28 protein-coding genes and 2 pseudogenes are annotated in these 23,697 nt (G+C 69.8%); 12 read left to right on the top strand and 18 right to left on the bottom strand.

Annotated elements, in window-relative coordinates; genetic code table 11:
* Positions 1–442 precede the first annotated feature (442 nt).
* The 6 genes from OG252_RS04535 to OG252_RS04560 all read left to right on the top strand — a co-directional run bounded on the left by OG252_RS04535 (position 443) and on the right by OG252_RS04560 (position 3,702).
* Entirely contained in the window at positions 443–967 is a 525-nt protein-coding gene (locus OG252_RS04535; protein ID WP_329333895.1) for a DUF6584 family protein, read from the top strand.
* The gene (locus OG252_RS04540) at positions 952–1,503 is read left to right on the top strand and encodes a hypothetical protein (protein WP_329333897.1); all 552 of its coding nucleotides are present in this window, start codon (positions 952–954) and stop codon (positions 1,501–1,503) included. Before OG252_RS04535 ends, OG252_RS04540 begins: the two co-directional genes overlap by 16 nt.
* A 69-nt stretch (positions 1,504–1,572) precedes the next feature.
* Positions 1,573–2,244 (top strand): formylglycine-generating enzyme family protein, encoded by a 672-nt coding sequence (locus OG252_RS04545; protein WP_329333899.1) that lies wholly within the window; start codon positions 1,573–1,575, stop codon positions 2,242–2,244.
* A gap of 112 nt (positions 2,245–2,356) precedes the next feature.
* Complete coding sequence (locus tag OG252_RS04550) at positions 2,357–2,782, top strand: hypothetical protein (protein WP_329333901.1); 426 nt, start codon at positions 2,357–2,359, stop codon at positions 2,780–2,782.
* A gap of 114 nt (positions 2,783–2,896) precedes the next feature.
* Positions 2,897–3,553 (top strand): DUF3105 domain-containing protein, encoded by a 657-nt coding sequence (locus OG252_RS04555; protein WP_329333902.1) that lies wholly within the window; start codon positions 2,897–2,899, stop codon positions 3,551–3,553.
* Positions 3,554–3,564: 11 nt separating this feature from the next.
* Positions 3,565–3,702, top strand: coding sequence for a hypothetical protein (locus OG252_RS04560; protein WP_329333904.1), 138 nt, complete (start codon positions 3,565–3,567; stop codon positions 3,700–3,702).
* Between the two features lie 43 nt (positions 3,703–3,745).
* Here OG252_RS04560 and OG252_RS04565 read toward each other — a convergent pair whose 3' ends face one another.
* The 6 genes from OG252_RS04565 to OG252_RS04590 form a co-directional block, all read right to left on the bottom strand.
* Complete coding sequence (locus OG252_RS04565) at positions 3,746–4,891, bottom strand: RNA polymerase sigma factor (RefSeq protein ID WP_266453170.1); 1,146 nt, start codon at positions 4,889–4,891, stop codon at positions 3,746–3,748.
* Between the two features lie 6 nt (positions 4,892–4,897).
* Positions 4,898–5,305: a YciI family protein gene (locus tag OG252_RS04570; RefSeq protein ID WP_266453168.1), complete on the bottom strand. Its 408-nt coding sequence runs from the start codon at positions 5,303–5,305 to the stop codon at positions 4,898–4,900.
* 378 nt (positions 5,306–5,683) lie between these two features.
* Positions 5,684–6,442, bottom strand: a complete 759-nt coding sequence (locus OG252_RS04575) for a hypothetical protein (RefSeq protein WP_329333906.1) — start codon at positions 6,440–6,442, stop codon at positions 5,684–5,686.
* A 204-nt stretch (positions 6,443–6,646) separates the two neighbouring features.
* Positions 6,647–7,375, bottom strand: coding sequence for a spermidine synthase (locus OG252_RS04580; RefSeq protein WP_266451759.1), 729 nt, complete (start codon positions 7,373–7,375; stop codon positions 6,647–6,649).
* A 110-nt stretch (positions 7,376–7,485) separates the two neighbouring features.
* Positions 7,486–9,171 carry a ribonuclease J gene (locus OG252_RS04585; protein WP_266451758.1) on the bottom strand — a complete coding sequence of 562 codons (1,686 nt, stop codon included), beginning with the start codon at positions 9,169–9,171 and terminating at the stop codon, positions 7,486–7,488.
* Positions 9,172–9,627: 456 nt separating this feature from the next.
* Positions 9,628–10,287, bottom strand: coding sequence for a dihydrofolate reductase family protein (locus OG252_RS04590; protein ID WP_329333908.1), 660 nt, complete (start codon positions 10,285–10,287; stop codon positions 9,628–9,630).
* A gap of 171 nt (positions 10,288–10,458) precedes the next feature.
* On the opposite strand from OG252_RS04590, the gene OG252_RS04595 reads away from it, so the two are divergent.
* The gene (locus tag OG252_RS04595; protein ID WP_329345074.1) at positions 10,459–10,584 is read left to right on the top strand and encodes a hypothetical protein; all 126 of its coding nucleotides are present in this window, start codon (positions 10,459–10,461) and stop codon (positions 10,582–10,584) included.
* 218 nt (positions 10,585–10,802) lie between these two features.
* Positions 10,803–10,994 (top strand): annotated as a pseudogene (locus tag OG252_RS04605) (VOC family protein); the annotation flags it as partial.
* Between the two features lie 7 nt (positions 10,995–11,001).
* Here the strand turns inward: OG252_RS04605 and OG252_RS04610 are convergent.
* Both OG252_RS04610 and OG252_RS04615 read right to left on the bottom strand, forming a co-directional pair.
* Positions 11,002–11,691, bottom strand: coding sequence for a response regulator (locus tag OG252_RS04610; protein WP_266453166.1), 690 nt, complete (start codon positions 11,689–11,691; stop codon positions 11,002–11,004).
* Between the two features lies 1 nt (position 11,692).
* Complete coding sequence (locus tag OG252_RS04615) at positions 11,693–12,853, bottom strand: sensor histidine kinase (protein WP_329333911.1); 1,161 nt, start codon at positions 12,851–12,853, stop codon at positions 11,693–11,695.
* Between the two features lie 245 nt (positions 12,854–13,098).
* Between OG252_RS04615 and OG252_RS04620 the strand changes: the two genes are divergently transcribed.
* Positions 13,099–13,707 (top strand): hypothetical protein, encoded by a 609-nt coding sequence (locus tag OG252_RS04620; protein WP_329333913.1) that lies wholly within the window; start codon positions 13,099–13,101, stop codon positions 13,705–13,707.
* Positions 13,708–13,785: 78 nt separating this feature from the next.
* Here OG252_RS04620 and OG252_RS04625 read toward each other — a convergent pair whose 3' ends face one another.
* Together OG252_RS04625 and OG252_RS04630 are read right to left on the bottom strand one after the other, a co-directional pair.
* On the bottom strand, positions 13,786–14,178 hold the full coding sequence (locus OG252_RS04625) for a VOC family protein (RefSeq protein ID WP_266451754.1): 393 nt from the start codon (positions 14,176–14,178) through the stop codon (positions 13,786–13,788).
* On the bottom strand, positions 14,175–14,477 hold the full coding sequence (locus tag OG252_RS04630) for an ArsR/SmtB family transcription factor (protein ID WP_266451753.1): 303 nt from the start codon (positions 14,475–14,477) through the stop codon (positions 14,175–14,177). The genes OG252_RS04625 and OG252_RS04630 overlap by 4 nt, the downstream gene beginning before the upstream one ends.
* A gap of 201 nt (positions 14,478–14,678) precedes the next feature.
* Between OG252_RS04630 and OG252_RS04635 the strand changes: the two genes are divergently transcribed.
* The gene (locus tag OG252_RS04635; protein ID WP_329333917.1) at positions 14,679–15,386 is read left to right on the top strand and encodes a DNA alkylation repair protein; all 708 of its coding nucleotides are present in this window, start codon (positions 14,679–14,681) and stop codon (positions 15,384–15,386) included.
* Between the two features lie 90 nt (positions 15,387–15,476).
* On the opposite strand, the gene OG252_RS04640 is transcribed toward OG252_RS04635, so the two are convergent.
* On the bottom strand, positions 15,477–15,692 hold the full coding sequence (locus OG252_RS04640; RefSeq protein ID WP_266453164.1) for a hypothetical protein: 216 nt from the start codon (positions 15,690–15,692) through the stop codon (positions 15,477–15,479).
* Between OG252_RS04640 and OG252_RS04645 the strand changes: the two genes are divergently transcribed.
* Positions 15,627–15,794: a hypothetical protein gene (locus tag OG252_RS04645; RefSeq protein WP_329345441.1), complete on the top strand. Its 168-nt coding sequence runs from the start codon at positions 15,627–15,629 to the stop codon at positions 15,792–15,794. The two genes, OG252_RS04640 and OG252_RS04645, sit on opposite strands and share 66 nt — an antisense overlap.
* On the opposite strand, the pseudogene OG252_RS04650 reads toward OG252_RS04645, so the two are convergent.
* Together OG252_RS04650 and OG252_RS04655 are read right to left on the bottom strand one after the other, a co-directional pair.
* A pseudogene (locus OG252_RS04650) lies at positions 15,775–16,432 on the bottom strand (hypothetical protein). The gene OG252_RS04645 and the pseudogene OG252_RS04650 overlap by 20 nt on opposite strands.
* Before the next feature lie 362 nt (positions 16,433–16,794).
* A complete protein-coding gene (locus tag OG252_RS04655) occupies positions 16,795–17,400 on the bottom strand; it encodes a TetR/AcrR family transcriptional regulator (protein WP_329333918.1) in 606 nt (201 codons plus the stop codon).
* A gap of 122 nt (positions 17,401–17,522) precedes the next feature.
* On the opposite strand from OG252_RS04655, the gene OG252_RS04660 reads away from it, so the two are divergent.
* Complete coding sequence (locus OG252_RS04660; protein ID WP_329333920.1) at positions 17,523–18,458, top strand: alpha/beta fold hydrolase; 936 nt, start codon at positions 17,523–17,525, stop codon at positions 18,456–18,458.
* A 200-nt stretch (positions 18,459–18,658) separates the two neighbouring features.
* On the opposite strand, the gene OG252_RS04665 is transcribed toward OG252_RS04660, so the two are convergent.
* The 5 genes from OG252_RS04665 to OG252_RS04685 form a co-directional block, all read right to left on the bottom strand.
* Complete coding sequence (locus OG252_RS04665; RefSeq protein ID WP_266451749.1) at positions 18,659–18,925, bottom strand: hypothetical protein; 267 nt, start codon at positions 18,923–18,925, stop codon at positions 18,659–18,661.
* 382 nt (positions 18,926–19,307) lie between these two features.
* Positions 19,308–19,697: a hypothetical protein gene (locus tag OG252_RS04670; RefSeq protein WP_329333922.1), complete on the bottom strand. Its 390-nt coding sequence runs from the start codon at positions 19,695–19,697 to the stop codon at positions 19,308–19,310.
* A gap of 248 nt (positions 19,698–19,945) precedes the next feature.
* On the bottom strand, positions 19,946–21,700 hold the full coding sequence (locus OG252_RS04675; protein WP_266451746.1) for a tetratricopeptide repeat protein: 1,755 nt from the start codon (positions 21,698–21,700) through the stop codon (positions 19,946–19,948).
* A 93-nt stretch (positions 21,701–21,793) separates the two neighbouring features.
* Positions 21,794–22,789: an NAD(P)H-dependent flavin oxidoreductase gene (locus OG252_RS04680; protein WP_329333925.1), complete on the bottom strand. Its 996-nt coding sequence runs from the start codon at positions 22,787–22,789 to the stop codon at positions 21,794–21,796.
* Between the two features lie 429 nt (positions 22,790–23,218).
* Entirely contained in the window at positions 23,219–23,662 is a 444-nt protein-coding gene (locus OG252_RS04685) for a hypothetical protein (RefSeq protein WP_329333927.1), read from the bottom strand.
* Positions 23,663–23,697 lie beyond the last annotated feature (35 nt).

Raw genomic sequence — 23,697 nt, forward strand, 5'->3', positions numbered from 1 at the left:
GTTTCAGGGTTGGGTGTTGAGCCATTCCTGGAAGGTGGGGCCGGCGAGCTTGGCGTGCGGGCCGGGCAGGAATGGCCGTGGTCTCCTTGCGGGGTCCCGGCGATCTCGGGGATCGGTTTTCCGGGACGCGGCTGGGCGGGCGCGTCGGGGTCCGTGGCCAGATCGACCAGCGTTTCGGCCACGGTGCCGCAGGCCACGAGCTGGGTGGGCAGGGCCGGGATGTAGGCGACGTCGCCCTGCTGCCAGTCCAGGAGCTGACCGACGTGCGTCATGGCACGCCTCCGACCAGGAGGTTGTGAAGTCAAGTCGAGTGATCTTGCTCAGCGATCCAGTGGAAGCTGGCCGTCACTTGATCGAGCGACGCCTGACGGCACTGCTCCCGGGGACACTGTCGTGTGGACCGGACGGTGGGCCAGCTCATTCCATCAGCGATCATGTAGCTATGGCTCTCATCGATACCCTCGCCCGTGTGGATGCGGACCTTGCCCTTGGGCGGGTCCCCATGGCGCGGCAGCGTCTGCGGGGTCTGGTGTCCTCCTTCCCTCAGGACCTGGCGTTGCGGCGCCGTCTGGGCGAGGTGTACCGGCTGTACGGAGAGTCTGCGGAAGCCGGGCGGTGGACGTATCTCGAAGCGGATCGAGACCCTGCGGAGACTTCCGCCTTCGAGGAGCGGTACTCCACACCGCTGCGGCGGATGCGGGCGCTGGCCTGGCACGGGCCTGAATCCCTCGCGAGTACCGCATTCGCAGTCCAGCAGCTGGCGGCGATACGCAAAGCCGGCTCGGACCACATCGGACGCCCCGTCGAATGGGCCGCGGTCCCCCTCGACCTCGACGACGAACCGGAAGACGAGGGGAGCTCGTTCACCGATTGTCTCGTCAGCGCCGGCGTGGTGCTCATGATGCTGGGGTTCTTCGCCATCTGGGTAGTTGGCTTCATCGCTTTCGTCCGTTGGGTCTGGCAGTAACCGAGGACGAGGAGATGTTCGCGCGGCTCACCGAGTCGGGTGCCCGGGTGGCCACCGTGACGTTTCCCGACCTGGGGAAGGTCTCCCCGCTCGCGCGCCGTGCGCTGCCGCGCGTCCTCGACCTCAACGCCCGCCTGTGCGCCGCTGCGGATCGCCATGGCGTAGCGGTCCTCGACACCTTCCCGCATCCGGTGACGGCCGACCCGCGGCTGTGGAGCCTGGACCGGATGCACGCGGGGCCGCTGGGCCACGCCCGGATCGCGTCAGGCATGGCCTGCACTCTCGGTTTGCCGGGTCACGACGACTGGGCGGCACCCCTGCCCCGGCTCGCTCCGGTCTCCGCCCTGCGCACCGCGAGCGGCGATGCTCGCTGGGCCGTGGCATTCCTGGGCCCGTGGGCCTGGCGACGACTGCGGGGCCGTTCGTCGGGAGACGGACGCACAGCCAAGCGGCCCGAGCCAACACCGTGGGCCAGGCCGCACGTCGCCGGGTCACAGGGGGAGGCAGAGGGACGCGCGGGTTTCCCCGGTGGATGACGAATGGCGGCGTCCATCTGGTCCGGCCCGCCCCGGCGAACCGACGCATCTCGGTAGGATCTCTTGATCATGGACGTAGTCACGGGAAACGAGATGGTCGCCGTCCCACCGGGTCGGGTAACGCTCTCGGACCGGCGGACGCAGCGCAGTTGGTCGGTAGAGCTCGCGCCCTACCAACTCGCGGCATTCCCGGTCACCCAGGCGCTGTACGCACGGATCACCGGCCGGCGGCCGAGCACCGCCCGTGGGGACCAGTTGCCCGTTGAGTGCGTTTCCTGGTGGGACGCGGCACGGTTCTGCAACGCCCTGTCCCTGCGCGACGGGTTCACGCCCGCCTACCACCTCGGTGCCGACAGCGAAGTCATCGAGTGGGACACGTCCGCCGACGGGTACCGGCTGCCGACCGAAGCGGAGTGGGAGCACGCCTGCCGTGCTGGTACGACCGGGCCGCAGTACGCGCCGCTCGACGAGATCGCCTGGTACCGCGGCAACTCGCACGAGCGCATCCATGCCGTGGGCGGCAAAGACCCCAACCCGTGGGGGCTCTACGACATGCTCGGCAACGTCTGGGACTGGTGCTGGGACGTCTACGACGCCGAGGTCTACGGCAGCTACCGGGTGCTCCGTGGCGGTGGTTGGTTCGATGAGCACTGGAGTTGCCGGGCCTCTGCTCGGCGCCGCAGCCACCCGACGTTCCAAGTCGACGACGTGGGCTTCCGCATCGCCCGCTCCACCGTGTGAGGACTGGTTCCCGCACGTCTCGAACGCGCCGCCCGCCACCTCCGCCGACAGACGGCGCACCTCTTCCCACACAGCGCACCCTGACCACGGGCAACGCCTACAATCACGCGTGATGGGGAGCCGGAGACAGGACACGACCCGCGGAGCGTGGTGGACCACGCGCATCGCGCCGCTCTGCCCTGCTCTGGTGGTCCTGCTCGCTGCCCTGGTGGCATGTCTGGGCTTTGCGGCGCACGCCGACAGCTCACAGGCCGCCTCGACGACGCTCTCGGCCTCGGCGATCCCGACGGCCGCACCGGCCGACCACCACACGCCAGCGGTCGCGCACCCGGCGGACTGCCCTGCCGGCGATATGTGCTGCCGCGCAGCAGTCAACGGCATGCGAGCCGTGCTCGTCGCTCCGGCCCAGCCCGTGCACGCGATCCTGCCGCGCACGCCGGACGTACCCGGGCAGCCGGACACCTCGGCGTGCTCCACCGAGCCAATACCGACCGGACGCGCTCCCGACCTGCACATCCTCCAGGTGCAACGGACCTGACGGATCTCACGGCGCCGCACGCTCGCGCGTGCCGCCGACGACGACATCCGTCCATCACCCTGTACCTACCGCCGCCCGACGACACCGCGCGGCGAAGACGAGGACCACACAGTCATGAGCAAGACCAGCAAGAAGGCGGCCTCCGCGTCCCGTAAGGCCCGGATAGAGGAGCTGCGCCGCGTCGAGAGAGCCCGGGAGCGCCGCAACCGGTTCATCACCATCGGTATCAGCACGGTCATCGTCGTCGGCCTCGTCGGCTGGGGCGCGTACTACATCAACGACGTCAACGAGAAGGACGAGCAGCAGGCCGCCGAGGCGAAGAAGCCCGTGAGCGGCGAGAAGACCTGGGACGCGAAGAAGCTCACCCAGAACCACGTCCAGGGCACCGTGAAGTACCCGATGGACCCGCCGGTCGGAGGCGACCACAACCAGGCCTGGATGACCTGCGACGGCACCGTCTACACCGAGGCCATAGCGAACGAGAACGCGGTCCACTCCCTTGAACACGGGGCGGTCTGGGTCACGTACAACGACAAGGCCGCCGACGCGGACATCAAGACACTGAGCGACAAGGTCTCCAAGACCCCGTACACGCTGATGAGCCCGGTCGAGGCCCAGTCCGGCCCCATCGTGCTGTCGGCCTGGGGCAAGCAGCTCAGCGTGAACAAGGCGTCCGACCCGAGGGTCGAGCAGTTCCTCACCAAGTACGTCCAGGGCGCACAGACCCCCGAGCCGGGCGCCGCCTGCACGGGCGGACTGACCGCCTCATAAGGGATACGACAGTGAACGCACCGGACGCCACGGAAGCCGACGCCCCGCACACCGGTCGGCCCTCCCGCGTCCGGCCGGCCGTCGCCACGGTGGCGGCGGCCGTGGTCGCGGTCGCGGTTTCGCGGTCGCGGGCTTCGCCGGTGACGTGACCCGCCGCCACGCCGCCACGCCGGAACGACTGCGGCCCGCCGCTCAACCGCGCAGCTGCGCGTTGAGCCGTGCGGCCTGCCGCGTGAGGTGGACGTGTTCGGGGAGGCTGAGCGCCGATCGGGCGGCTTCGGCGTAGAGCCGTGCTGCCGTGGCTGGGTCGCCGTCGCGCTCGTGCAGGTACGCCGCGACGGCGGTGTGGCGGGGCAGGGCCGGGTCGAGCTCCGCCAGGGCGGACAGTCCGGCCCGCGGGCCGTCGGCCTCGCCGACCGCGACGGCCCGGTTGAGGCGGGCGACCGGGCTGTCGGTGAGGCGCACCAGTTCGTCGTACCACTCGACGATCTGCACCCAGTCGGTCTCCTCGGCCGTCCGAGCGTCGGCGTGGAGCGCGGCGATGGCGGCCTGGGCCTGGAACTCGCCCAGGCGGTCGCGGGCGAGGGCTGCCTGGAGCACGCCGACGCCCTCGGCGATCATGCGGGTGTTCCACAGGCTGCGGTCCTGCTCGGCAAGAGGCACGAGATTGCCGTCGGGGCCGGTCCGTGCCGGGTGCCGTGCGTGGTGGAGCAGCATGAGCGCGAGCAGGCCCGCGACCTCCTCATGGTTGGTCTTCGCCGCCAGCTGGCGAGTGAGCCGGATCGCCTCGCCGGCGAGGTCGACGTCGCCGGAGTAGCCCTCGTTGAAGACCAGGTAGAGCACGCGCAGCACCGTGGCGACGTCACCGGGCTGGTTGAACCGGACGCCCGAGACGGTCCGCTTGGCCCGGCTGATGCGCTGGGCCATGGTCGCCTCCGGCACGAGGTAGGCCTGCGCGATCTGCCGCGTGGTCAGGCCGCCGACCGCACGCAGCGTGAGCGCGACGGCCGAGGCCGGTGTCAGGGACGGGTGCGCGCACAGGAAGTACAGCTGGAGGGTGTCGTCCGCCACCTCGCTCGGGCCGGGCAGGGGCTCGACCTCGACGCGAACCTCACGATGCCGCCGGGAGGTATCGGCGCGGACGGCGTCGAGGAACTTGCGCCAGGCCACGGTGACCAGCCACCCCTTGGGGTCCCGGGGCGGGTCGTCCGGCCACACACGCACGGCCTCGACCAGGGCGTCCTGCACGGCGTCCTCGGCCGCCGCGAAGTCTGCTCCGCGCCGGCCGAGGATCCCGATCACCGTGGGGGTGAGGGTCCGCAGCAGGGACTCGTCCACCATGGGTCACTCCGTGATGGTCGGGGGCGCCGCGTAGAACGGGCGCAGCTCGAGCCACTCGTGGATCGGCTTGCCACCCGCACCCGGCGCCGCGGACAGCTCGCCGGCCAGCTCGAGCGCCCGCTCGTAGGTGTCGACGTCGATCACCATCCAGCCGGCGATCAGATCCTTGGTCTCCGCGAACGGGCCGTCGGTGATCGGCGGACGTCCCTCGCCGTCGTACCGGACGAACGTGCCCTCCGGGGAGAGCGCCTGACCGTCGACGTACTCGCCGGTGCCTTCCAGCCGAGCGGCGAAATCCTGCATGTACTGCACGTGGGCCGAGATCTCCTCCGGCGTCCACTGGTCCATCGGCACGTCGTTGACCGCTGCCGGCGCGCCCCGGTAGTGCTTGAGCAGCAGGTACTTGGCCATCATGTTCTCCTTGATGTTCTACGACCCATTGTGGCCGTGTTCACCGCGGGGACGGAGCTGGACTCGGGTTCTCGACATCTCGCCGCGAGTTTTTTCCGGCGGAGTTGCACGGTGACGCCTCCCACGTCCGGGATGCCGTCTACGACGTGCAGCTCGGCCCGACCGCGGATGAGCAGTGAACGCGATCGGGACATTGCGGGGTGTGCCGTCCTTGGCGACGTAAGCCAAGCGGGGATCTGAGCCGGCCGGGCCGTCAGGGCCTGCGATCGGCGGTTTCCAGGGCTGGTTCCAGGGCTGGTTCCAGGGCGAGGAAGAGGCTTGATGCCTTGTGCGAGCGGGAGTCCTTCGCGCTCCGTCCTCCGCCGGCGGTGGCCCCGTTCAGTCCGTTGAGGCCCGCATCGCCTCCTCCCAGGCGTGGGGACTGCGGTAGTGGTTCCTGTGTCCTGCGGCGAGCACGGACCGGAGTTCCGGGAGATGCGGAGTGTCCGCGGGGAGTTGCAGGCGAGCGAGGAGAGCCAGTGCGGCTGTCGGCTCCAGGTCGCCGTAGACGTCGTGGTAGCCGGCCAGCAAGCCCTTGAACAGCGGTACCTGCAGCGCGGGGAGCCGCACGACCGTGTCGTACGCCTTCTGCTTCACGAGCCAGGGCACGGGGCCTGAGCAGGCCAGAACCCGGCCGGCACGGCGAAGCAGGGCGTCCGATCCCCCTGCGACGACGTGGTCGATGTCGTTGCCGAGTACCTCGGCGAAGGCCGTCGCGGCGGTGCCGCGATCCTCGAACCAGTCGACCCAGAGCGAGTAGGTGACAGCCTCGGCATCCCGGTCCGCCTCCAGCCGTCGGCGATAGCCGTCCCACAGAACGTCGGCGGGCAGCGGCCCCTGCGGACCCCGGTCCGCGAACCCGATCTCGCACGTCACCCAGTAGTCGTCGAGAAGATCAAGCATCCCGAAGGCCAGCCGCACCTGCCCGGCCACGTCCATGCGCTCGTCGGTGAACACCTCGCCGGCCCAGGAGTGCGCGATCTCATTCGCGGTAAGGGGCCGCTCCGGCCCCTCGACGCCGACCCACCCGGCACCGACCTCGACAACGCCCCGCTCGGCGAGCCAACGTCGCGCGTCCTCCATGGCCTGCGTCTCCATATGAAAAGTATGACAAGCCGTGGAGTGGCGTCCGGCTGCCATACGTAACTCCCGAACCCGGATCACGAACTCGGATCAGGAGCTCGGACCAGGCACGCCCGACGCCGGGTCAGGCGTTGCTGCGCTTGGGATGGAGGACTGCCTCGGCGATCTCCCGGACCCGGTCCGCGAGGCGCCTGTGCGACGATCCGCGTCAGGCATGTCTCAGTTCACGTCGGCGGCCTTCCGCGCCACGTAGACGGTGTTGGCCGCGGTTCCTCCTTGCAGTGGGTTGTCGAAGTCGACGACGTGAGCTTCCGACTCCGAGAAGACGTCTGCGAGGACGGAGTTGAACTGTTCGTCCGGCGGATCGTTCGACCAGAGGGCGAAGACGCCATCGGGCTGGAGGCGGGCGGCGAGGGCGCGCATGCCGGCGGGCTGGTAGAGCGTCGCGTGTCGTGGGTGCAGCACATGGCGTGGCGAATGGTCCACGTCCAGCAGGATGGCGTGGAAGCGGCGGTCCGGCTCCTGGGGATCCAGACCGCAGGCATCTTCGACCATCGCGAAGAAGTCACCCTGGACCAGGCGGCAGCGGGGATCCGAGGCCAGGGAGGCGCCCAGTGGGACCAGCCGCCGCTGATGCCAGTCGATGACCTCGCCGAGTGCGTCGATGACGACCAGGGAGCGGACACGTGGGTCGTCCAGGGCGGCCTGGGCGGTGTAGCCGAGGCCGAGCCCGCCCACCACGACGTCGAGTTCGGAGTGCGGCAGTTTCGCCAGGCCGAGCCGGGTCAGGGCGATCTCGCCCGCCGTGAAGAGGCTGGACATCAAGAACTCGTCGCCGAGCTTCACTTCGTACACATCGTCGCCCGATGCCGGGTCCCGTCGGCGCCGCAGACTGATGTCGCCCATCGCCGTCGGGCGCCAGTCGATCTCCTCGAAACGCGCGCTCATCTTCACCTTTCCGATGCCGACGATGCGTATGCCTGGGCCCTGCTCGGCGAGCTCAGCGCTGTGCACTTCCCTGCCGTCGGCCGGACAGGGAAGTGGCAGTCAGAGACGTGTCAGGCGTCGATGATGACGGGGATGATGAGGGGCTTGCGGCGGTAGGTGCGGAACGCCCAGTTCGCCACGGCGCGGGCGATGAGCTGTTCGAGCTGGTGCGCGTCGCCGACGCCCTCCTCGGCCGCGGTGGCCAGCGTCTTCTCGATCACAGGAATGACCGGTTCGAAGGTGGTGTCGTCGTGGACGAATCCGCGGGCCAGGAAGTCGGGGGTCTCGGCGAGCGCGCCGGTGTCGGCGTCGACGATCGCCACCACCGTGACCACGCCTTCCTCCGAGAGGGTGAGACGGTCCTTGAGGGAGGCCTCGGTGGCGCCGCCGACTTCCATTCCGTCCACGTAGACGTTGCCCGCGGGCACCTTGCCGGTGATCGACGCGCGCCCGGCGACGAGGTCGACGACGACGCCGTCCTCGGCGATGACCACGTTCTCGGGATCGACGCCGGTACGGATGGCCAGGTCGGCGTTGGCCCGCAGGTGACGCCATTCGCCGTGTACCGGCATGACATTGCGGGGCTTGACGATGTTGTAGCAGTAGACGAGCTCACCGGCACTGGCGTGCCCGGAGACGTGCACCTTGGCGTTGCCCTTGTGGACGACATGGGCGCCCCACCGGGTCAGCCCGTTGATCACCCGGTAGATGGCGTTCTCGTTGCCGGGGATCAGGGAGCTGGCGAGCAGGACGGTGTCGCCCTTGCCGATCCGGATCACGTGGTCGCGGTTGGCCATCCGCGACAGAGCGGCCATCGGCTCGCCCTGGGATCCCGTGCATACCAGGGTGATCTTGTGGTCGGGGAGCTTCTCCAGCTCCTTCATGCTGACCACGAGGCCGCGCGGAACCTTCAGGTAGCCCAGGTCGCGGGCGATGCCCATGTTGCGGACCATGGAGCGGCCCACGAAGGCGACCTTTCGGCCGTGCTGGTGGGCGGCGTCCAAAACCTGCTGGATGCGGTGCACATGGCTGGCGAAGCTGGAGACGATCACCCGACGTGGCGCGGTGCGCAGGACCTGCTCGATCGCGGGGTTCAACTCGCGCTCGGAGACGGTGAAGCCGGGCACTTCGGCGTTGGTGGAGTCGGTGAGGAACAGGTCGACGCCCTCCTCGCCGAGGCGGGCGAAAGCGCGCAGGTCGGTGATGCGGTCGTCCAGCGGGAACTGGTCCATCTTGAAGTCGCCGGTGTGCAGGACCATGCCGGCACGGGTACGGATCGCGACCGCGAGAGCGTCCGGGATGGAGTGGTTGACCGCGACGAACTCGCAGTCGAAGGGCCCGAACGCGCGCCGGTCGCCCTCACGCACCCGCACCGTGCGGGGCCGAATGCCGTGCTCCTTGAGCTTGGCCTCCAGGAACGCCAGCGTCAGCTTCGAGCCGACGACGGGAATGTCCCGACGCTCGCGCAGCAGATACGGCACGCCTCCGATGTGGTCCTCGTGGCCGTGGGTGAGCACCACGGCCACGATGTCGTCGAGGCGATCCCGGATCGAGGTGAAGTCCGGCAGGATCACATCCACGCCGGGCTGGGTCTCCTCGGGGAACAGCACGCCGCAGTCGACGATGAGCAGCTTGCCGGCGTGCTCGAAGACGGTCATGTTGCGGCCGATCTCACCGAGGCCGCCGAGGGCGACGACCCGCAGACCTCCGTCGGGCAGTGGCGGGGCGGCTTGCAGCTCTGGATGCGGATGGCTCATACCGTGACGTTACCGGAGAGTGAGAAAGGATGATCCATTGCCTGCGCGGTCTCTTCGTCTAGACGTCTGCTCTCACGCCCCTACGAGTGCCCTGGATCACCTGGCCCACACGGCCACCGTGGACGTGATGCACCTTAGTCGCCTATGGAGTGAGCACTCACTCCGTCCAGGCGTCACAGGGTGGAGGGTCAAGGCGCTCACCCAGCCGCTCCGGCTCCCCGCCAGGCCGGCGGATCGCCGGTGGCCGCGATTCGGTCGGTGATCTCCAGCAGGTTCCGCAGCTCCTCCGGGCGGAAGTCCGACGGCTTCGTCCTGATCGGCGAACCGCAGCGCGCCTTCGACGGCAACCGGCGCGGCCCGGCCTTCTTCCGTCTTCATCCACTTCGGCGTACCTCTGTGGACGCCTGCCCGAGGCCGACGGCCCCATCGACCTCGAATCCGAGGCCCGCGATCTGGTCAGGATGGAGAACCCGGCAAGATCCGGTACTTGAGGTGGGTGACGCCGGGCGCCTCGACGGCCCGGACCTGCTCGAGTCGCACGTTCGCGTTCCCGAGGTTGTCGAGGAGGCGTGATCCGCCACCGAGCAACACCGGAACGACGTGCAGTTCGAGCTCGTCCAGCAGCCCCGCTGCGAGGTACTGCTGAGCGACCTGGCCGCCGCCCCACAGCATGACGTCCTTGCCGCCGGCGGCCTTCTTCGCCTGCTCGAGCGCGGACTCGATTCCGTCGGTGACGAAGTGGAACGAGGTCCCTCCCGCCATCTCCACCGGGTCCCGTGAGTGATGGGTGAGGATGAACGCGGGGTAGTGGTAGGGCGGGTTGTCACCCCACCAGCCCGTCCACTGCTCGTCGCCCCAGGCACCACCGCCGACGGGGCCGAACATGTTCCTGCCCATCACCCCGGCGCCGATGTTCGCGAGCGCCTCCTCGAACACCGGCGTGCTCGGGTTCACCTCGCCCCCCTGCTCGCCGTGGGATCGGCGCCAGCCGGCCAGCGGAACCACCCAGTCGTGGAGCCGCTCGCCACCCTCGCCGAGCGGGTCCTCCTCGCTCTGGTTCGGACCTGCGACGAAACCGTCCAGCGAGATCGAGATGTGACACCTGAGCTTGCTCATCGTGCCTCCTCAGTCGGCTGGGCACCCCGTCCGGCGCCCTCACCAAAAGAGCATGGACCGATCCGTAGATGACGTCTAATGCCAATCCCCCGGAGAACACATAGATGTCCTTGATCTGTGCTGAACCTGGTCCATCTCAAGGTGCTGGCCGCGGTGGCCCGACACGGGTCGGTGACCGAAGCGGCGAGGGAGCCGCACTACTCGCAGCCGTCGGTGAGTCATCAACCAACGAGCTGGCCGCGCAGGTCGGTCTGCGGACGGGGCGGTTCCGCCTCGCCGCCAACGCGTCCGTACTGAGCACGATCCGGTCGAAGCGCTACAGATGCTGCGGCACGGCGAGATCGACGTCGCACTCGTGTTCCATCGGCGTGTCGAGTCCATGCCTGGTGGGCGGCTTCCCGCGCGGCCTCGCCGCAGACGGGGGCCGAGCTGGTCGGCCGGCGGCGGGATGACGGCCCGTATGCCGCGCCGTCGGAGATGTCCACGAATCGCACCGGGTCCGGCCGGGTGGTCATTCCGAGCGGGAGCGGGAGGTCGTGATCGGCCGGACGAGACCGCGCCAGTGGGCATCTGCTTCATGCCGGTGACGGGACCCCAAGGTCGTCAGGAACCGTCTGCACCTCGATCGGACGTCCGCCGCGGAGGACCGGCAGGCCGAGATCGAGCGCATCCTCGCACTCGGCGCCCGCAGGGCGGAGGTCCGGCAGAGCGCCTTCACAGCAGGCCGAGGTCCCGGGCGCGCAGGGCGGCCTGGGTGCGGTCGCGCAGGGCGAGGCGCTGGAGGATCCGGGAGACGTGGTTCTTGACCGTGCCCTCGCTCAGATACAGCCGCGCGGCGATCTCCCGGTTGGTGTGCCCATGCGCCAGGAGCCGCAGGATGTCGATCTCTCGCGGACTCAGCGCGACGGCGGGAGCCTGCACGGGAACGGATCCGGCAGCAGGTCCGGCGACGGTTCCGGTGGGCGGCAGGGAGTCGGTGAGGCGCCGGGCGACGGACGAGTCGAGCTGGGTGACACCCGCGTGCGCCAGACGCACCGCGTGCGCGAGGTCCTCGGCCGGCAGGTCCTTGAGCAGGTACCCGTGCGCACCGGCCCGCAGTGCCTGGACGACGTACTCCTCGTCGTCGAACGTCGTCAGCATCACCACCCGGCACTCCGGCGCCCGCTCGCGCAGCACGGCGACCGCCTCGACGCCGTCCATCACCGGCATCCGTACGTCCATGAGGACGACGTCCGGACCCAGCTCCAGGGTCTTCGCGACGGCGTCCCGGCCGTCCGGGGCCGTGCCGACGACCGTGATGCCCGGGCGGATGGAGAGCAGGGAGGCGATGCCGTCGCGGATGAGCCGCTGGTCGTCCACGACCAGTACGCGCACGGCTGGGGTCGATTCGGGCGGCTGGTCCATGTCAGGCCTCACGCCTCTCCTCGGGCCGCCCCGTCCTACCGCGTGGCACGGTCACTGTAAGGCGGGTTCCGGTGCCCGGGCTGCTGTGGACGTCCACGCTCCCTTCCACCAGGTGCACCCGCTCCCGCATCCCGAGCAGCCCGAATCCGGTGGCCGCCGAGTCCGGTGCGAAGCCGCATCCGTCGTCGGTGACCTCCAGCCGTGCCGCGTCCTCGGCCAGGTGGACCACCACCCTCACCCATGAGGCCCCCGCGTGACGGCGCGCGTTGGTCACGCCCTCCTGTGCGGCCCGGTGCAGCGCGGTCAGTTCGGACGTGCTGTAACCGTCCTCGTCGCCGCTGATCTGGACCGTGACCCGCGGCCGGGGACCGCCGTCCCGGGCCAGCGCGGCCAGCGCGTCCGGCAGGTCGGGACGCGCCACCTCGTCGCGCAGCGTGCGGACGGACTGTCGTACGTCGCCCAGCGCGAGCCGCACCGAACGCCTCGCCTCGGCCAGGGCCCGCTGGGCGGCGTCGGGGTCCAGGGCCCGGAAGTCCTCGGCCATCTCCAACTGCACGGACATCGCCGTGAGATGGTGCCCGAGGCTGTCGTGGATGTCCCGGGCCAGCCGGTTGCGCTCGGTGGCGGCGGACAGTTCGGCGACTCGGGCGGCATACGCCTCCAGTTCGCGCCGGGCACGCTGCTCGCCGACGGCCACCGCGGCCATCGAGACCGCCAGCACCAGGCCGACGAAGAGCATCAGCAGGTCGGACACGTGCTCCGGATCGCGATACCAGCCGGGCGCGGTCAGCAGGTACGCGACGAGCAGCCCGGCCAGGCAGAACGCGCTCAGCGCGAGCGCGGTCGTGCGCCCGAAGGCGAAGTAGGCGGTGAACGGCAGCAGTACGAACAGCACTTGGGACAGTCCCGAGACGTCGAGGAACACCACCGCGCCGATCAGCCCGCAGCGCGCCAGCAGCAGCGGCACGCGGGCCGCGGGCCGCCGCTGCCCGACCGCTTCCAGGGCGAACAGCGCTCCGATCACGGCGACGAAGGCCGGTATCCGCCAGACCTGGGGCCCCGGGCCGTCGCCCAGACCGGCCACCGCGTAGTACAGACTGCCGACGAGCACCGCGCCGTACAGCAACGGCGCCACCCACCGCACGGGCACATACGCCGCCATGCGCCCCCCTCTCACCCGTCGCCGTCAGCGTAGGCCGGGCACGAGGGGGGGAGGGACACCGGCGGGGAAACTCCCGCCGGTTCGGGACGGACGGCACCTGCCGAACGGCACAACACGCGCCGCAGGACCGTGACTTACGGCCTTCGAAACCCGTCGTCCTTCATCTCCCGAGGCTTGCCGGCCGCTCCCTACGGTGGCGCTCCTGGCCCACTGCCGTGGCCGGCCTCATCCCTCTGGAGCAGCTCATGTCCTCGTCCACGTTCCGTGCCGGTGCCCTGTGCGGCCTGCTGTCCGGTCTTCTGATCTCCCTGCTCGCGTTGGTCGAGGCGTTCACCGGGGAGACCTCCGCGACCAGCGTGCCGTTCGCCCTCTCCCCCGCGTTCGCCCTGCCGCTGCTCGCCGCTCTGCACCTGCGGCAGGCGCCGGCCGCCGGGCGCCTCGGGGAGATCGGTCACGCCGTGAACCTCGTCGGGCTCGGTCTGTTCGGCGGGGCCGCGTTCGCCGCGAACCTGGTGCTCTTCTACTTCGACGACGCCCTGATCGAGGAGACCCTCACCGGACCCACGATCCCCGCACTGATCGGCTCCGCGACCGTCTTCGCCGTGGGTTGCGCCCTGTTCGGGGCCGCCATGGTCCGCGCCCGGATCCTGCCGAGGGTCCCGTCGTGGGGATACGCCACCGTCCTCCCGCTGTTCGCGTTCCTGACCTCGCTGCCCGACTCCCTGCTGACCATCGCGCTGCACGTCCTGGTCGGCGTCATCCTGATGTGGCTGTCGGCGGCGCTGTGGCGGACGGCGACCGGCGAACCCGCGAAGGCGGCGGAGAGCCCCGTCGGTTCGGGTCGGCATGCGTGACACGGATCTCGGACCGGAGGTGAGTCCCGGGCGCGGTCCGGTCGCCGGCGCGCCCGAACTCCGTACCCGATCGACCGCCTACTGCGGCTTGGTCGCGATCTGGATCAGGTTGCCGCAGGTGTCGTCGAAGACGGCGGTGGTGACGGGGCCCATCTCCAAGGGCTCCTGCGTGAAGCGGACGCCGAGGCCCCGCAGGCGCTGGTACTCCGCGTTCACGTCGTCGACGGCGAACTGGGCGAGTGGGATGCCGTCGTTGACGAGCGCGTCGCGGTAGGGCTTGACGGCCGGGTGACCGGCGGGCTCGAGGAGGAGTTCGGTGCCGTCGGGCTCGTCGGACGAGACGACGGTCAGCCACCGGTCCTTCTCGCCCACCGGGACGTCGTACTTCTTCACGAAGCCGAGGATCTCGGTGTAGAAGTGCTCGGCCTTGGCCTGGTCGTCAACGAAGACGCTGGTCAGATGGATCTTCATGGAGTGCTCTCCTTCGGTCCGGACGTGTCGGGCACGAGCCACCGCTCGGCTATCTGCCGCAGCGGGGCCGTGTTCAGGTCGTGGAACTTGTAGCGGCCCTCCCGCCTGGTCTCGACGAGCCCGGCGCCCTCCAGCACGGCGAGGTGCTGGGAGACCGCCTGGCGCGAGATGCCGAGCTGGTGCTTCATGCTCAGTCGGGCGCAGATCTCGAACAGTGTCTGTCCGGACTTCTCCGTGAGCTCGTCGAGGATGGTGCGGCGCGTGGGGTCGGCCAGGGCTTTGAAAAGGTCGTCGGCCACGGCCTCATGATAGGCAACTATTCACTTGCCTATCAAGTCGAGGTGCGCCGTGTCGCGAGCCGGCTGGCTGGCTGGCTGGCTGGCTGGCTGGCAGAACCTGCTGGTCGAGGGCACCCTCGTCAGATCCGGCGACCGCTCCCGCCTCATTCCGTCTCTCAAGACCCCTGCGGCCGAGAACCTCGGGCGCTAGCGTCCGTGAGCATGACGACTGGCGCCCTGAAGAAACTGCGGTCCGAGCTGAGGGATCATGCGGAGCCCAATGTCCGGGTGCAGCTGGTGCGGGTACTCAGTCCCGCGGAGGACGACGAGCTGCTCGGCGTGCGCGTTCCGGTGATGCGCGAACTGGCCCGGCAATACCGGCAGTTGCCTCTGGGGGACGTGGACGTTCTGCTGCACAGCCGGGTGCACGAGGAGCGGTTCGCCGGTCTGCTGATCCTCGCCGAACAGGTGCGGACCGCCCCGGCTGCCGTCCGGAAGGCCCTCGCCGATTTCTATCTGGCACGCACCGACTGCGTGGACAACTGGGATCTGGTGGATGGTTCCGCGCACCTCGTGCTGGGGCCGTGGCTCCTGGACGGGCCGTCGGACGCGCTGGACGTACTGGACGAGCTGGCCGGGTCGGCGTGGCTGTGGGACCGCAGGATCGCCGTGCTGGCCACGTTGGCACTCATCCGAGCCGGCCGCTTCGAGCCGACCTTCCGACTCGTGCTCCGGCTGCGCCGGGATCCGGAACCGCTGATCCACAAGGCGTTGGGGTGGATGCTGAGGGAGATCGGCCGCCGGGACGAGCAGCTGATGGTGGACTTCCTCGACCGGAACCTCGCCGAGCTGCCGCGGATCACTGTGCGGTACGCGACCGAGCGTCTGGCGCCGGGCCGGCGGGCCCGGTTCGTGAAGACGCGTCAGTAGTGTTCGTTGGCTCTGCCGATCTCGCCCGGTCACCGGCATGCTCGTCGGTGTGGGACCCGGCGAGGTGGAACAGCTCCGACGCGGGTGCCGTCAGACCTCGTGCGGGGCGAAGAGTTCGAGGTGGCCGCAGGAAGAGCACCGATAGGCATCGATCTGGTACCGCGGACGCCCCCACCGCTTGGCTCCCCCGAAGATCCCCCGTTCCAGTGGCCCGGGTATCCAACGGGAGAACCCGCTCGCGTGGTCACCGCCGTCTTCGATGAACCCGGGCTGCAGGTCGGCGGCCTGGCAATGGGTGCACTTGATCTCCACGGACGTACTGTAGGGCAGGCCGGGACGGCCGTGCTGCTCAGGCGTTCCGAACTGCTCGCACGAATCGACGGCTGGCTCAGCGCCCCGGCCGCGTGAAGTGGGCGTAGGGCGGATACGGCTTGAAGCAGATCAGAACCTCGAGGGGTGCCCGCCGCCGGGCTGCTGGACCAGTGCCGGAAGCGACGCCATCAGCGCCGAGTGGCCTTGGGCGACGCCCTTCTGGCGCGGGCCCCAGCCTGCCGCGTAGAAGAAGTACGTGGCAGTCTCGGCGAAGAGCTCCCGGCTGCCGAACAGGAAGAACGTTCGGGCGTGGGTGGCGTGCCGCACCCCCGGACTCGCCCCGGAAACCGGCCCGCTCCCCGCGTTCTCGCCAGGAGGCGGCATCACCAGCGGTGCGTACCTCGTCGGTGCGTACGGTCAGCGGATTGCCGTGCACCAACTTGCTCCGCGCTCGGGCCATTTGCTGGGGCGCAAGCCGAGCGTGCGATGGGCCCGGACCAGGTCGACCGGCTCGCCGACCCTCTCGTCGGGCGGGACGCCGTCGCACGGCGGTACGTGGACGATCGTGTGCCGGGAGTAGGCGGCGAAGGAGAACAGGCCCGCGAGCCGGTTCAGCCCGTCGTGGTCGCCGAGCAGCAGGCCGATGGGCGTGTGGCGAAGGGGCTGCCAGGGCTGGACGACACGGTGCTCGCGCGGCCGGTCCGGGGCCTGAACTGGCGCAGCCTCAGCCGCATACGGAGTGCCTCATGAGCCCCAGGATCGCGGGGGCGAGTCTCCTCGGCAATGGAATTCGCCCGCCCAACTCGGGGGGAGCGGTTCAACCCCGCTGGTCCCCGAGGATCTGCAAGCAGCCGCACCTATAACACCTGGCCAGAGTGGGCGATTTCTGCGCAGCCCGAGCTGGTGGTACTGCAGTCATCTTGACTATGCGACCAACACCTGGAGCAGTTCCTGGTACGAGGTCAATTTCTACAGCAACTGCTCCGAATACGGAGGCAAAGCGCTGCAGTGGCACTTGTAGGAGGGCACAGGAGCCCTCCCCGGATACCTGCCTCGCGCGAGAGCCCAACGGGTCGTCATGGGGTGGCCGGGGGCGTCAGGTGGTCGCGAAGATGCGGTCCAGGTGATGGTGGAGGACCGCGACGGCCGACTTCGGCCCGCGCTGGCCCACGAGGATGCTGGTCCCCATGGCTGCCGTCATCGCGAGGAGGCTGACCGCCTCCGTGCGCGCGTCGATGTCGCGGCCCGCCAGACCGGCGTCCTGGGCTTGCTGGAGCAGGCTGGTGATGGTGTCCTCGGCGGCGTCGGGGTTGTCGATGAAGGGTTGGGCGGCGAGCGCGTCGTCGGTCACGGACAGGATCGCGTACGAGCTGTAGAGGAGGTGGAAGGTGCGGCTCTCCTCGTCGGTCGGGAGAGAGGCCAGGAGCACCGCCTCGATGGTCGCGCGCGGGCCCGGGTCCCGACCGGCGGCGCCGAGGCGGGCACCCACCCGCGCGGTGAACCGGTCGGTCAGGTGCTGCAGCCCATAGAAGAGCAGCTTCTCCTTCGTCTGGAAGTAGTACTGCACGAGCCGGAGTGACACTCCGGCCTCGACCGCCACGTCACGCATACCGACCGCGTGCAGTCCGCGCCGTCCGGCGACCCGGATGAGCGCCTCAGCGATCTGCGTGCGCCGTTCCTCGTGGTCCACGCGTTTCGGCATGGGATGTCTCCGCCCGTCGGTGGTGATGCGCGTCCGGCCCACCGAACCCCTTCATGATACCGCCGTATCAACACCGTGATACGGTCGTATCACGAAGAACGGATCTCCCCGGAGGTGCCTCCGTGCCCGAGAACACGACCCGAAGCCGCCCGCGACGCGACGTCGGCCACTACGTCAACGACACGTTCCGCGACCGCTACTTCGCCGCCTGCGACGTCCTTTACGCAATGGGCGAGCCCGCCCGCTTCGAGACGGACGTGGAGACAAGCTTCGGCACCACACACGTCTACCGGTACGGCCCCGCGGACCCCGCCGGTGAGCCCCGTACGCCGATCGTCCTGATCCACGGCGCCGGCGGCTGCTCCGCCCAGTGGTACCCCAACACTCCCGGCCTCAGTGCCGGACGCCCCGTGTACGCGCTCGACACCCCGGGCGACCCCGGCCGCAGCGTCCAGCGCGAACCGATGTGGCAGCCGGAGCGCGCGGCTCAGTGGCTCGACGAGGCGCTCGACGCCCTCGCCCTCGACCGAGTGCATCTCGTCGGCTCCTCCTACGGCGGCTGGCTGGCGCTCAACCAGTCACACCGCAAACCCGAAAGGCTCGCCTCGGTCACCCTGCTCGACCCCGGCGGCTTGGAGAAGGTGGGCCTGCGCTTCTTCGTCTGGATCTTCGCCAGCCTCTTCGCGACCTTCGCCCCCAAGGCGCTGCGCCCGCGTCTCGCATCCTGGCTGGAACAGCCGGTGCTCGTCGTTCCCGAGTTGCGCGCATGGATCCAGGCGAGCCGTCGGGCCTTCCGGATACGCCGCCCCGCGCCGCTGCCTCTGGCGGAAGACGAACTGCGCGCCATCCGCACCCCGCTCTACCTCGTCCTCGGCAGGCGAAGCCTGCTCGTGCACCCGAAGCGGCAACAGGAGCGCGTGCCGCGCCTGATCCCCGGCGCCCGCGCCGAGATCTTCGCCGACACCGGCCACGGCCCTGCGATCGACCACCCCGACCTGCTCAACGCCCGGATGCTGAGCTTCATGGAGGACGTCGACTCCCGCGACCTGACCGCGTGACGCTGACGCCTGTTCGGTCGTGTCAGGCTGAACTCCCGGTGTGCGACGGGAGATCGACGTCCAGACCGGTCACGGCGGGGCAGCCGCCGACGGCTGCCCCCAATAGCAGGAGGCGGCCGACCGACCGAGAGCAGTCCCAGGTCGGCGCGTGACCTGGCCAGAGGGCGCGCGCTGGTACAGCATGTGCTGAACCCGCGTGATCAAGGCATGTCGCCGCGCCAGTCGAAGTGTCGGCCGTCCGCGGCACGAGGGGCGTACAGGGCGCGGCCGCCCGGCCCGCAGGCACCTATCTCCGTCGCCAGCGCCACGCCCCCGCGCAGCTCGCTCTCGGGCCTGCCCGTGATGTCCAGCAGCAGACCGTCCAGCGGCCCGCCAACCAGTTCCACGTACACGTGGCCGGGCCGGGGCCCGGCATCGTCATGGTCGGCACCATAGACGCGGCCGCGCATGAACTCCAGCTCATCCATGCTCTTCAGGCTCGCACCCGCCACTGACAATCACTGACCGCCGCAGGCCTTCGACGGTGCGACCACGCTGAAAACCTCCGGCTACGCCGTCCTTCGCGAGGCCGCGTACGGGACTCCCCACCATCAAGACCTCTGCCAACCTGCCCCTGAATGACCAGGGCACGGACGCGGGCAAACGGATCAACCCGCGCGCATGCAAGACGTGGGTGGACGTTGGCTACCGCACCACCGCCGTGGACCACGGCGCCGGCCCGGACAGCGACGTCCAACCCGTCCCACGCCCGCCGGGCACCGAAAGCTCGTGATCCCCACACGCTGGACCAGCGAGCGCAGCATCAGGGGCCCATGCAGCTCGCGATGACCGACCTGGCGGCCCGCGGGCTCACCCGCCCAGTTGAGCCAGCCGTTTCGCCGCGGCCGGATCGCCCGCATCGGCGCGATCCTGCAACTCCGCGATCGCAGCCGCATCACCCCGCTCGGCCAGTGCCTTTGCCACCTCCTCGGCCTCCAAGAAGGCCCAGTCCTCGGGATCGTCCTCGCATTCCAAACGCTCGCAGGCATCCAGCGTGTCCAGGTACTCCGCGTGGAGACCGGCCGGGTTCTGCCACACCGCGTCCGAAAACGTCCACACCTTCACCGCACCTGCCACATCACCGCGCTCGGCCAGCAGTTCAGCCAACCGCCTCGTCGTAGGGGCGTCGTCGCCATAGGTCCGGGCCCACAGCCGCAGAGCGCCTTCCCCATCGCCGTGCTTGGCCAGCAGCTGTCCCAACCGTCCTGCCGCGTTCCGGTCTCCGGCATCTGCCCGAGCCCGCAACTCCGCGATGGGATCCTGGTTCGGGACACTGCTGCCTGATCGATTTTCCACTACCGGTCACCTCATCCGCGAGTCCGAGGAACGCTGGCAACGGCACAGCCGTTTCCCAGAGCGTAGACACTCCACGGGGCCAAGACGAGGGTCCAAACGGATCGCCGAATGCGCCGATGAGGCCCCGGCTGCTCGACGGTGTCGTGGGGTGTTCAAGAGGACGCCCGGTAGACGAACGAGGGGAACGGGTCCGTCGTCGCCGACTGCCAGGCCCGTCTGATCTCGTCGGGGGCCAGGGTGCGGGCATGGGCGAAGGCGGTGAGGCAGGCTGCGTGGACGGCGGTCAGGTCGGTGCGCCGGGTCAGGGCGAGCAGGTGGCGCAGGGCGGAGACGGCACCGTCGAAGCGGCTTGCGGTGAGGTGGGACTCGGCCGTCGCACCGAGGGTGTCGGCAAGGTCGGTGAGGACGGCGGCGAGCAACCCCTTCCGGAACTCGGGGTCCACCTCCATCAGATCCCGCAGGATGCTCTCGGCCTCGTCGTAACAGGCCAGTGCCTGCTCGTCGTCCCCGATGCGGCGAAGGGACCGGGCGAGGAGTGCTAGACGCTGGGCAGTCAGGGACTGGTACGCGTCCCAGTCGGTCTCGGCGAGTCGGCGGGTGATGGCCACCGCCTCCCGTGCGTGGGCCACCGTGTCGTCCACGACGTCGACATGGCGCCGCTCGATGACGAGGTTGGCCAGCGTCCGGGCCAGTTCCGGTTCGTACTCCTGGGGATCGCGGCGGGCGGCTCGGCGATAGACGGCGACACTGCGCTCGGCGGCCTCGACGGCCTGGCGGTGGGCGCCCCGCTGCCCGTGGCAGTAGGCCAGCTCGTCCAGAGTGCCGGCGAGCAGTGGCTCGTAGACAGCGGGATCGGTGACGGCGAGCCGGACGCACAGATCCGACAGTTCCTGCAGATCAGCCAGCCTCTGTGGATCAGCCTGTTCGTTCCGGTCGAGGGAACCTGAGGGGGCCACTCCCCTCCCGCCGGCAACGAAGGCACGGCTTTCCAGGGCAAGGACGAGCCGGTGCTCGCCGGTGTCCGGGGTGCGCTGGACCAGCGTGCGACACACGGTGACGGCCCCCTCGGCGCTCTCCCGCGCACGCGGCAGGTCACCGGTCTTCCAGTGGCACCAGGCCAGGTCGGTCAGAAGCTGGGCGCGCAGTTGCAGGATGTCGGGGTAGAACCACGGGGTGACCTGGTCGGTCCACCAGTGGGCGTCGATGCCGGCCTCGACGGCCTCCTCGTACCGGCCGAGAGAGCGCAGGCCGCCGGCCAGCTCGATCAGCACCCGGATCTGCACCTTCAGAGTGCGCAGCAGCACCTTCCAAAGGGGCATCGCGCGCAGCAGCATGGCGCATTCCATGTAGAGGACCACGGACTCCTCGACGCGGCCCATGCTGCCCAGCACCGACGCTTGAATACGCAGCGCGCCGACGTGACTTCCCAGCGACTTGTCCCTGCCCCTGGGCACTGCATCCCGGTAGGCCTCCACGCACTGCCAGGCCGCCTCCAGAGCCTCGTCGAGTCGGCCCAACTCCGCGAGGACCAACGTACGCACGCGCAGGGCGTAGGCGGTCTGCGTCTGGGTCATCCGGGCGCCGACGACGGCCAGGGACTCGTCGGCCGCGGCGAGCGCGTCCTCGTTCCGGTCGCTGAGATACAGCGCGTCGGCGTACTGCACCAGGGCACGCGCCAGGCCATCACGGTTGCGCCGGCGAGGGCCTCCACGAAGGACGAGAGCGCGGTAGACCGTGACAGCCTCCTCGCTCCATGCGAGCCGCCGCGCCGGCGACCGTTGCCATGCCAGGAACAGCCCCGGAGTGAGGCACCGCAGCAACGCGGCACCGAGCACCGGCCCACCCACCCCGAGGCCGGCCCGCGCCAGCATCCGCGGCAGTGGCAGAAGGATCCGTACAGCCCCCATCCGCTCCCCCTTTCACGGAGTTGAGTTGATGACGACCGGGAGCACGCCTTGGTTGCACACGAAGCCAGTACGACCGCTCTCGGCTCGACGGCATCAGCCGTGAGCTCGTGGCCGGTTGTCCGGTCGGCGCCTTCCGGCCCAGGTCAGCGCATCCTCGGCTTGGGCAGCCAGCGTGGTGACGAGGTCGGCTGCGGAAGGAAGGTCGGTGATGAGGTCGACGGCCTCGCCCGCCCAGATCGGCAGAGGTGGAATCGCGGCTCGTGCCACGTCGTCCCGGTATGCCTGACGGGCCTGGGAATCGCCGGCCAGCTCGGCCTCCCGGCCGCGCCATCGGTCGAGGTAGGGGTGGCCGAGAGAGCGGGCGGTGTACTTGTGGGTCGGCCAGCTCGCGCCACGGGCGATGTCCAACACGCCGTTGCGCTCGGTGTCCTGCCCGCGCCCTTCGACGAGCGCCTGGGCTGTCGCGGGGTCGATCAGGGCCTCGGCGGTGGCCTGGAAGCGGGTGCCGATGAGCGCTCCGGCAGCACCCAGGGCCAGCGCCGCGGCAACCCCGCGGCCATCGGCGATCCCGCCGGCCGCCAGCACCGGCACCGGAGCCGCGAGATCCACGACGAGCGGCACGAACGGCAACGTGGACCGCCCGCGCCGGGCACCGTGCCCACCGCTCTCGGTTCCTTGCGCCACGATGACGTCGGCGCCCACATCCACGGCACGCCGGGCCTCGTCCAGATCAGTGACCTGAACGATCAGAGCCGCGTCCGACCTGTGGACCCGATCGGCGAACGGGCTCGGGTCGCCGAAGGACAACATCACCGCCGCCGGATTGGACTCCAGCGCCATCTCCACCGCGTCGGCATCGATCGCCCAGGTCAGGAAGCCGACACCCCATGGTTCGTCGGTGCCCCGCGCGACGATCGCCAGCTCCCGCTCCAGCCATGCCCGATCCCCGTATCCACCGCCCAGCAGCCCGAGGCCGCCTGCGCGCGAGACGGCTGCGGCCAGCGCGCCCCCGGCTGAACCGCCCATCGGTGCCAACACGATCGGGTGCCGCACGCCCAACAACTCCGTCAACTCCGTCGCCAACGCCATGGCCCCATCGTCGCTCCCCTGCCAACAGACGGGCCCTGGGCCGGGGCAGCGCTTCGCACCGGTGCGAGCCAGTGGTCCGCTGAGCGCGGCGCACGCCAAGCCGCACGGTCCGGACAGCGGACCGGTCGCCTGGTGCCGCGTGGCAACAGTCACGACAGTGGGCGCCCGGGGGTAGCGCGCACCGCACCGCCTTGTTTCTCGCCCGGCCCCGACAAACGAACGACGAACGACGAAAGCAGGTCACCCCATGACGGACACGCTTCGGCGTAGCCATGTGGGCAGCCCCTTCGGGCAGTTGCACCTGGTCGAGTGCGGCGTCGGAGATGGCTGTCCGAGCTGCGTGACGATCTGACCGACATGGCCCGCACACACCGGCAACTCGTGATCGACATCGGCCGACAGGCGGGCTGAAGGATCCGAGATGTTGCCTCACCCCACGGAAAGGCGCCGGCGCACTGCCGCGAGGCTTCCCGTCGCGAGGGCGAGTACGAACAGCGTGAGCCCGATGAAGATCACGGGATTCACCCAGCCCGGCACGAGCTCGCTTCCCACGCCCTCCGACGTGACGCACTGCGCACTGACCGGCAGCGTCTCCCGCGTCACGACGTGATCGCCCTGCAGGCCCCGCGACGCACACAGTTGGTCCGGGTCCAGGATGTAGAACCCCGACATCAGACCCCACGCGTACGCGCCGAACGCCGCCGCGCCCGCCATGACCGCGACCAGCGCGCATGTCGTGGCGCTCGGCAGGTGCCACCCGCTGCCCGGTGGCCGCTTGTAGGCCCGCCGGGCGAGCGCCGCGGCGGCGATCACGGACACACAGGGCGCCAGGAACGGCGCAAAGGTCAGAGTCAGGAAGAGAAAGCCGGCCATGCCTGCCCAGACACCGCGGGGGAAAGATCGGTTCC

The sequence above is a fragment of the Streptomyces sp. NBC_01352 genome (genome assembly GCF_036237295.1).
In the GTDB taxonomy this organism is placed as follows: domain Bacteria; phylum Actinomycetota; class Actinomycetes; order Streptomycetales; family Streptomycetaceae; genus Streptomyces; species Streptomyces plumbiresistens.

Bases quoted from the DNA above. Each gene is read 5' to 3' on its own strand.
- OG252_RS04535 (WP_329333895.1), top strand. From the start codon at position 443: ATGGCTCTCATCGATACCCTCGCCCGTGTGGATGCGGACCTTGCCCTT.
- OG252_RS04545 (WP_329333899.1), top strand. From the start codon at position 1,573: ATGGACGTAGTCACGGGAAACGAGATGGTCGCCGTCCCACCGGGTCGG.
- OG252_RS04550 (WP_329333901.1), top strand. From the start codon at position 2,357: ATGGGGAGCCGGAGACAGGACACGACCCGCGGAGCGTGGTGGACCACG.
- OG252_RS04555 (WP_329333902.1), top strand. From the start codon at position 2,897: ATGAGCAAGACCAGCAAGAAGGCGGCCTCCGCGTCCCGTAAGGCCCGG.
- OG252_RS04570 (WP_266453168.1), bottom strand. From the start codon at position 5,305: ATGGCCAAGTACCTGCTGCTCAAGCACTACCGGGGCGCGCCGGCAGCG.
- OG252_RS04575 (WP_329333906.1), bottom strand. From the start codon at position 6,442: ATGGAGACGCAGGCCATGGAGGACGCGCGACGTTGGCTCGCCGAGCGG.
- OG252_RS04580 (WP_266451759.1), bottom strand. From the start codon at position 7,375: ATGAGCGCGCGTTTCGAGGAGATCGACTGGCGCCCGACGGCGATGGGC.
- OG252_RS04585 (WP_266451758.1), bottom strand. From the start codon at position 9,171: ATGAGCCATCCGCATCCAGAGCTGCAAGCCGCCCCGCCACTGCCCGAC.
- OG252_RS04590 (WP_329333908.1), bottom strand. From the start codon at position 10,287: ATGAGCAAGCTCAGGTGTCACATCTCGATCTCGCTGGACGGTTTCGTC.
- OG252_RS04610 (WP_266453166.1), bottom strand. From the start codon at position 11,691: ATGGACCAGCCGCCCGAATCGACCCCAGCCGTGCGCGTACTGGTCGTG.
- OG252_RS04615 (WP_329333911.1), bottom strand. From the start codon at position 12,853: ATGGCGGCGTATGTGCCCGTGCGGTGGGTGGCGCCGTTGCTGTACGGC.
- OG252_RS04620 (WP_329333913.1), top strand. From the start codon at position 13,099: ATGTCCTCGTCCACGTTCCGTGCCGGTGCCCTGTGCGGCCTGCTGTCC.
- OG252_RS04625 (WP_266451754.1), bottom strand. From the start codon at position 14,178: ATGAAGATCCATCTGACCAGCGTCTTCGTTGACGACCAGGCCAAGGCC.
- OG252_RS04635 (WP_329333917.1), top strand. From the start codon at position 14,679: ATGACGACTGGCGCCCTGAAGAAACTGCGGTCCGAGCTGAGGGATCAT.
- OG252_RS04655 (WP_329333918.1), bottom strand. From the start codon at position 17,400: ATGCCGAAACGCGTGGACCACGAGGAACGGCGCACGCAGATCGCTGAG.
- OG252_RS04665 (WP_266451749.1), bottom strand. From the start codon at position 18,925: ATGGATGAGCTGGAGTTCATGCGCGGCCGCGTCTATGGTGCCGACCAT.
- OG252_RS04675 (WP_266451746.1), bottom strand. From the start codon at position 21,700: ATGGGGGCTGTACGGATCCTTCTGCCACTGCCGCGGATGCTGGCGCGG.
- OG252_RS04680 (WP_329333925.1), bottom strand. From the start codon at position 22,789: ATGGCGTTGGCGACGGAGTTGACGGAGTTGTTGGGCGTGCGGCACCCG.
- OG252_RS04685 (WP_329333927.1), bottom strand. From the start codon at position 23,662: ATGGCCGGCTTTCTCTTCCTGACTCTGACCTTTGCGCCGTTCCTGGCG.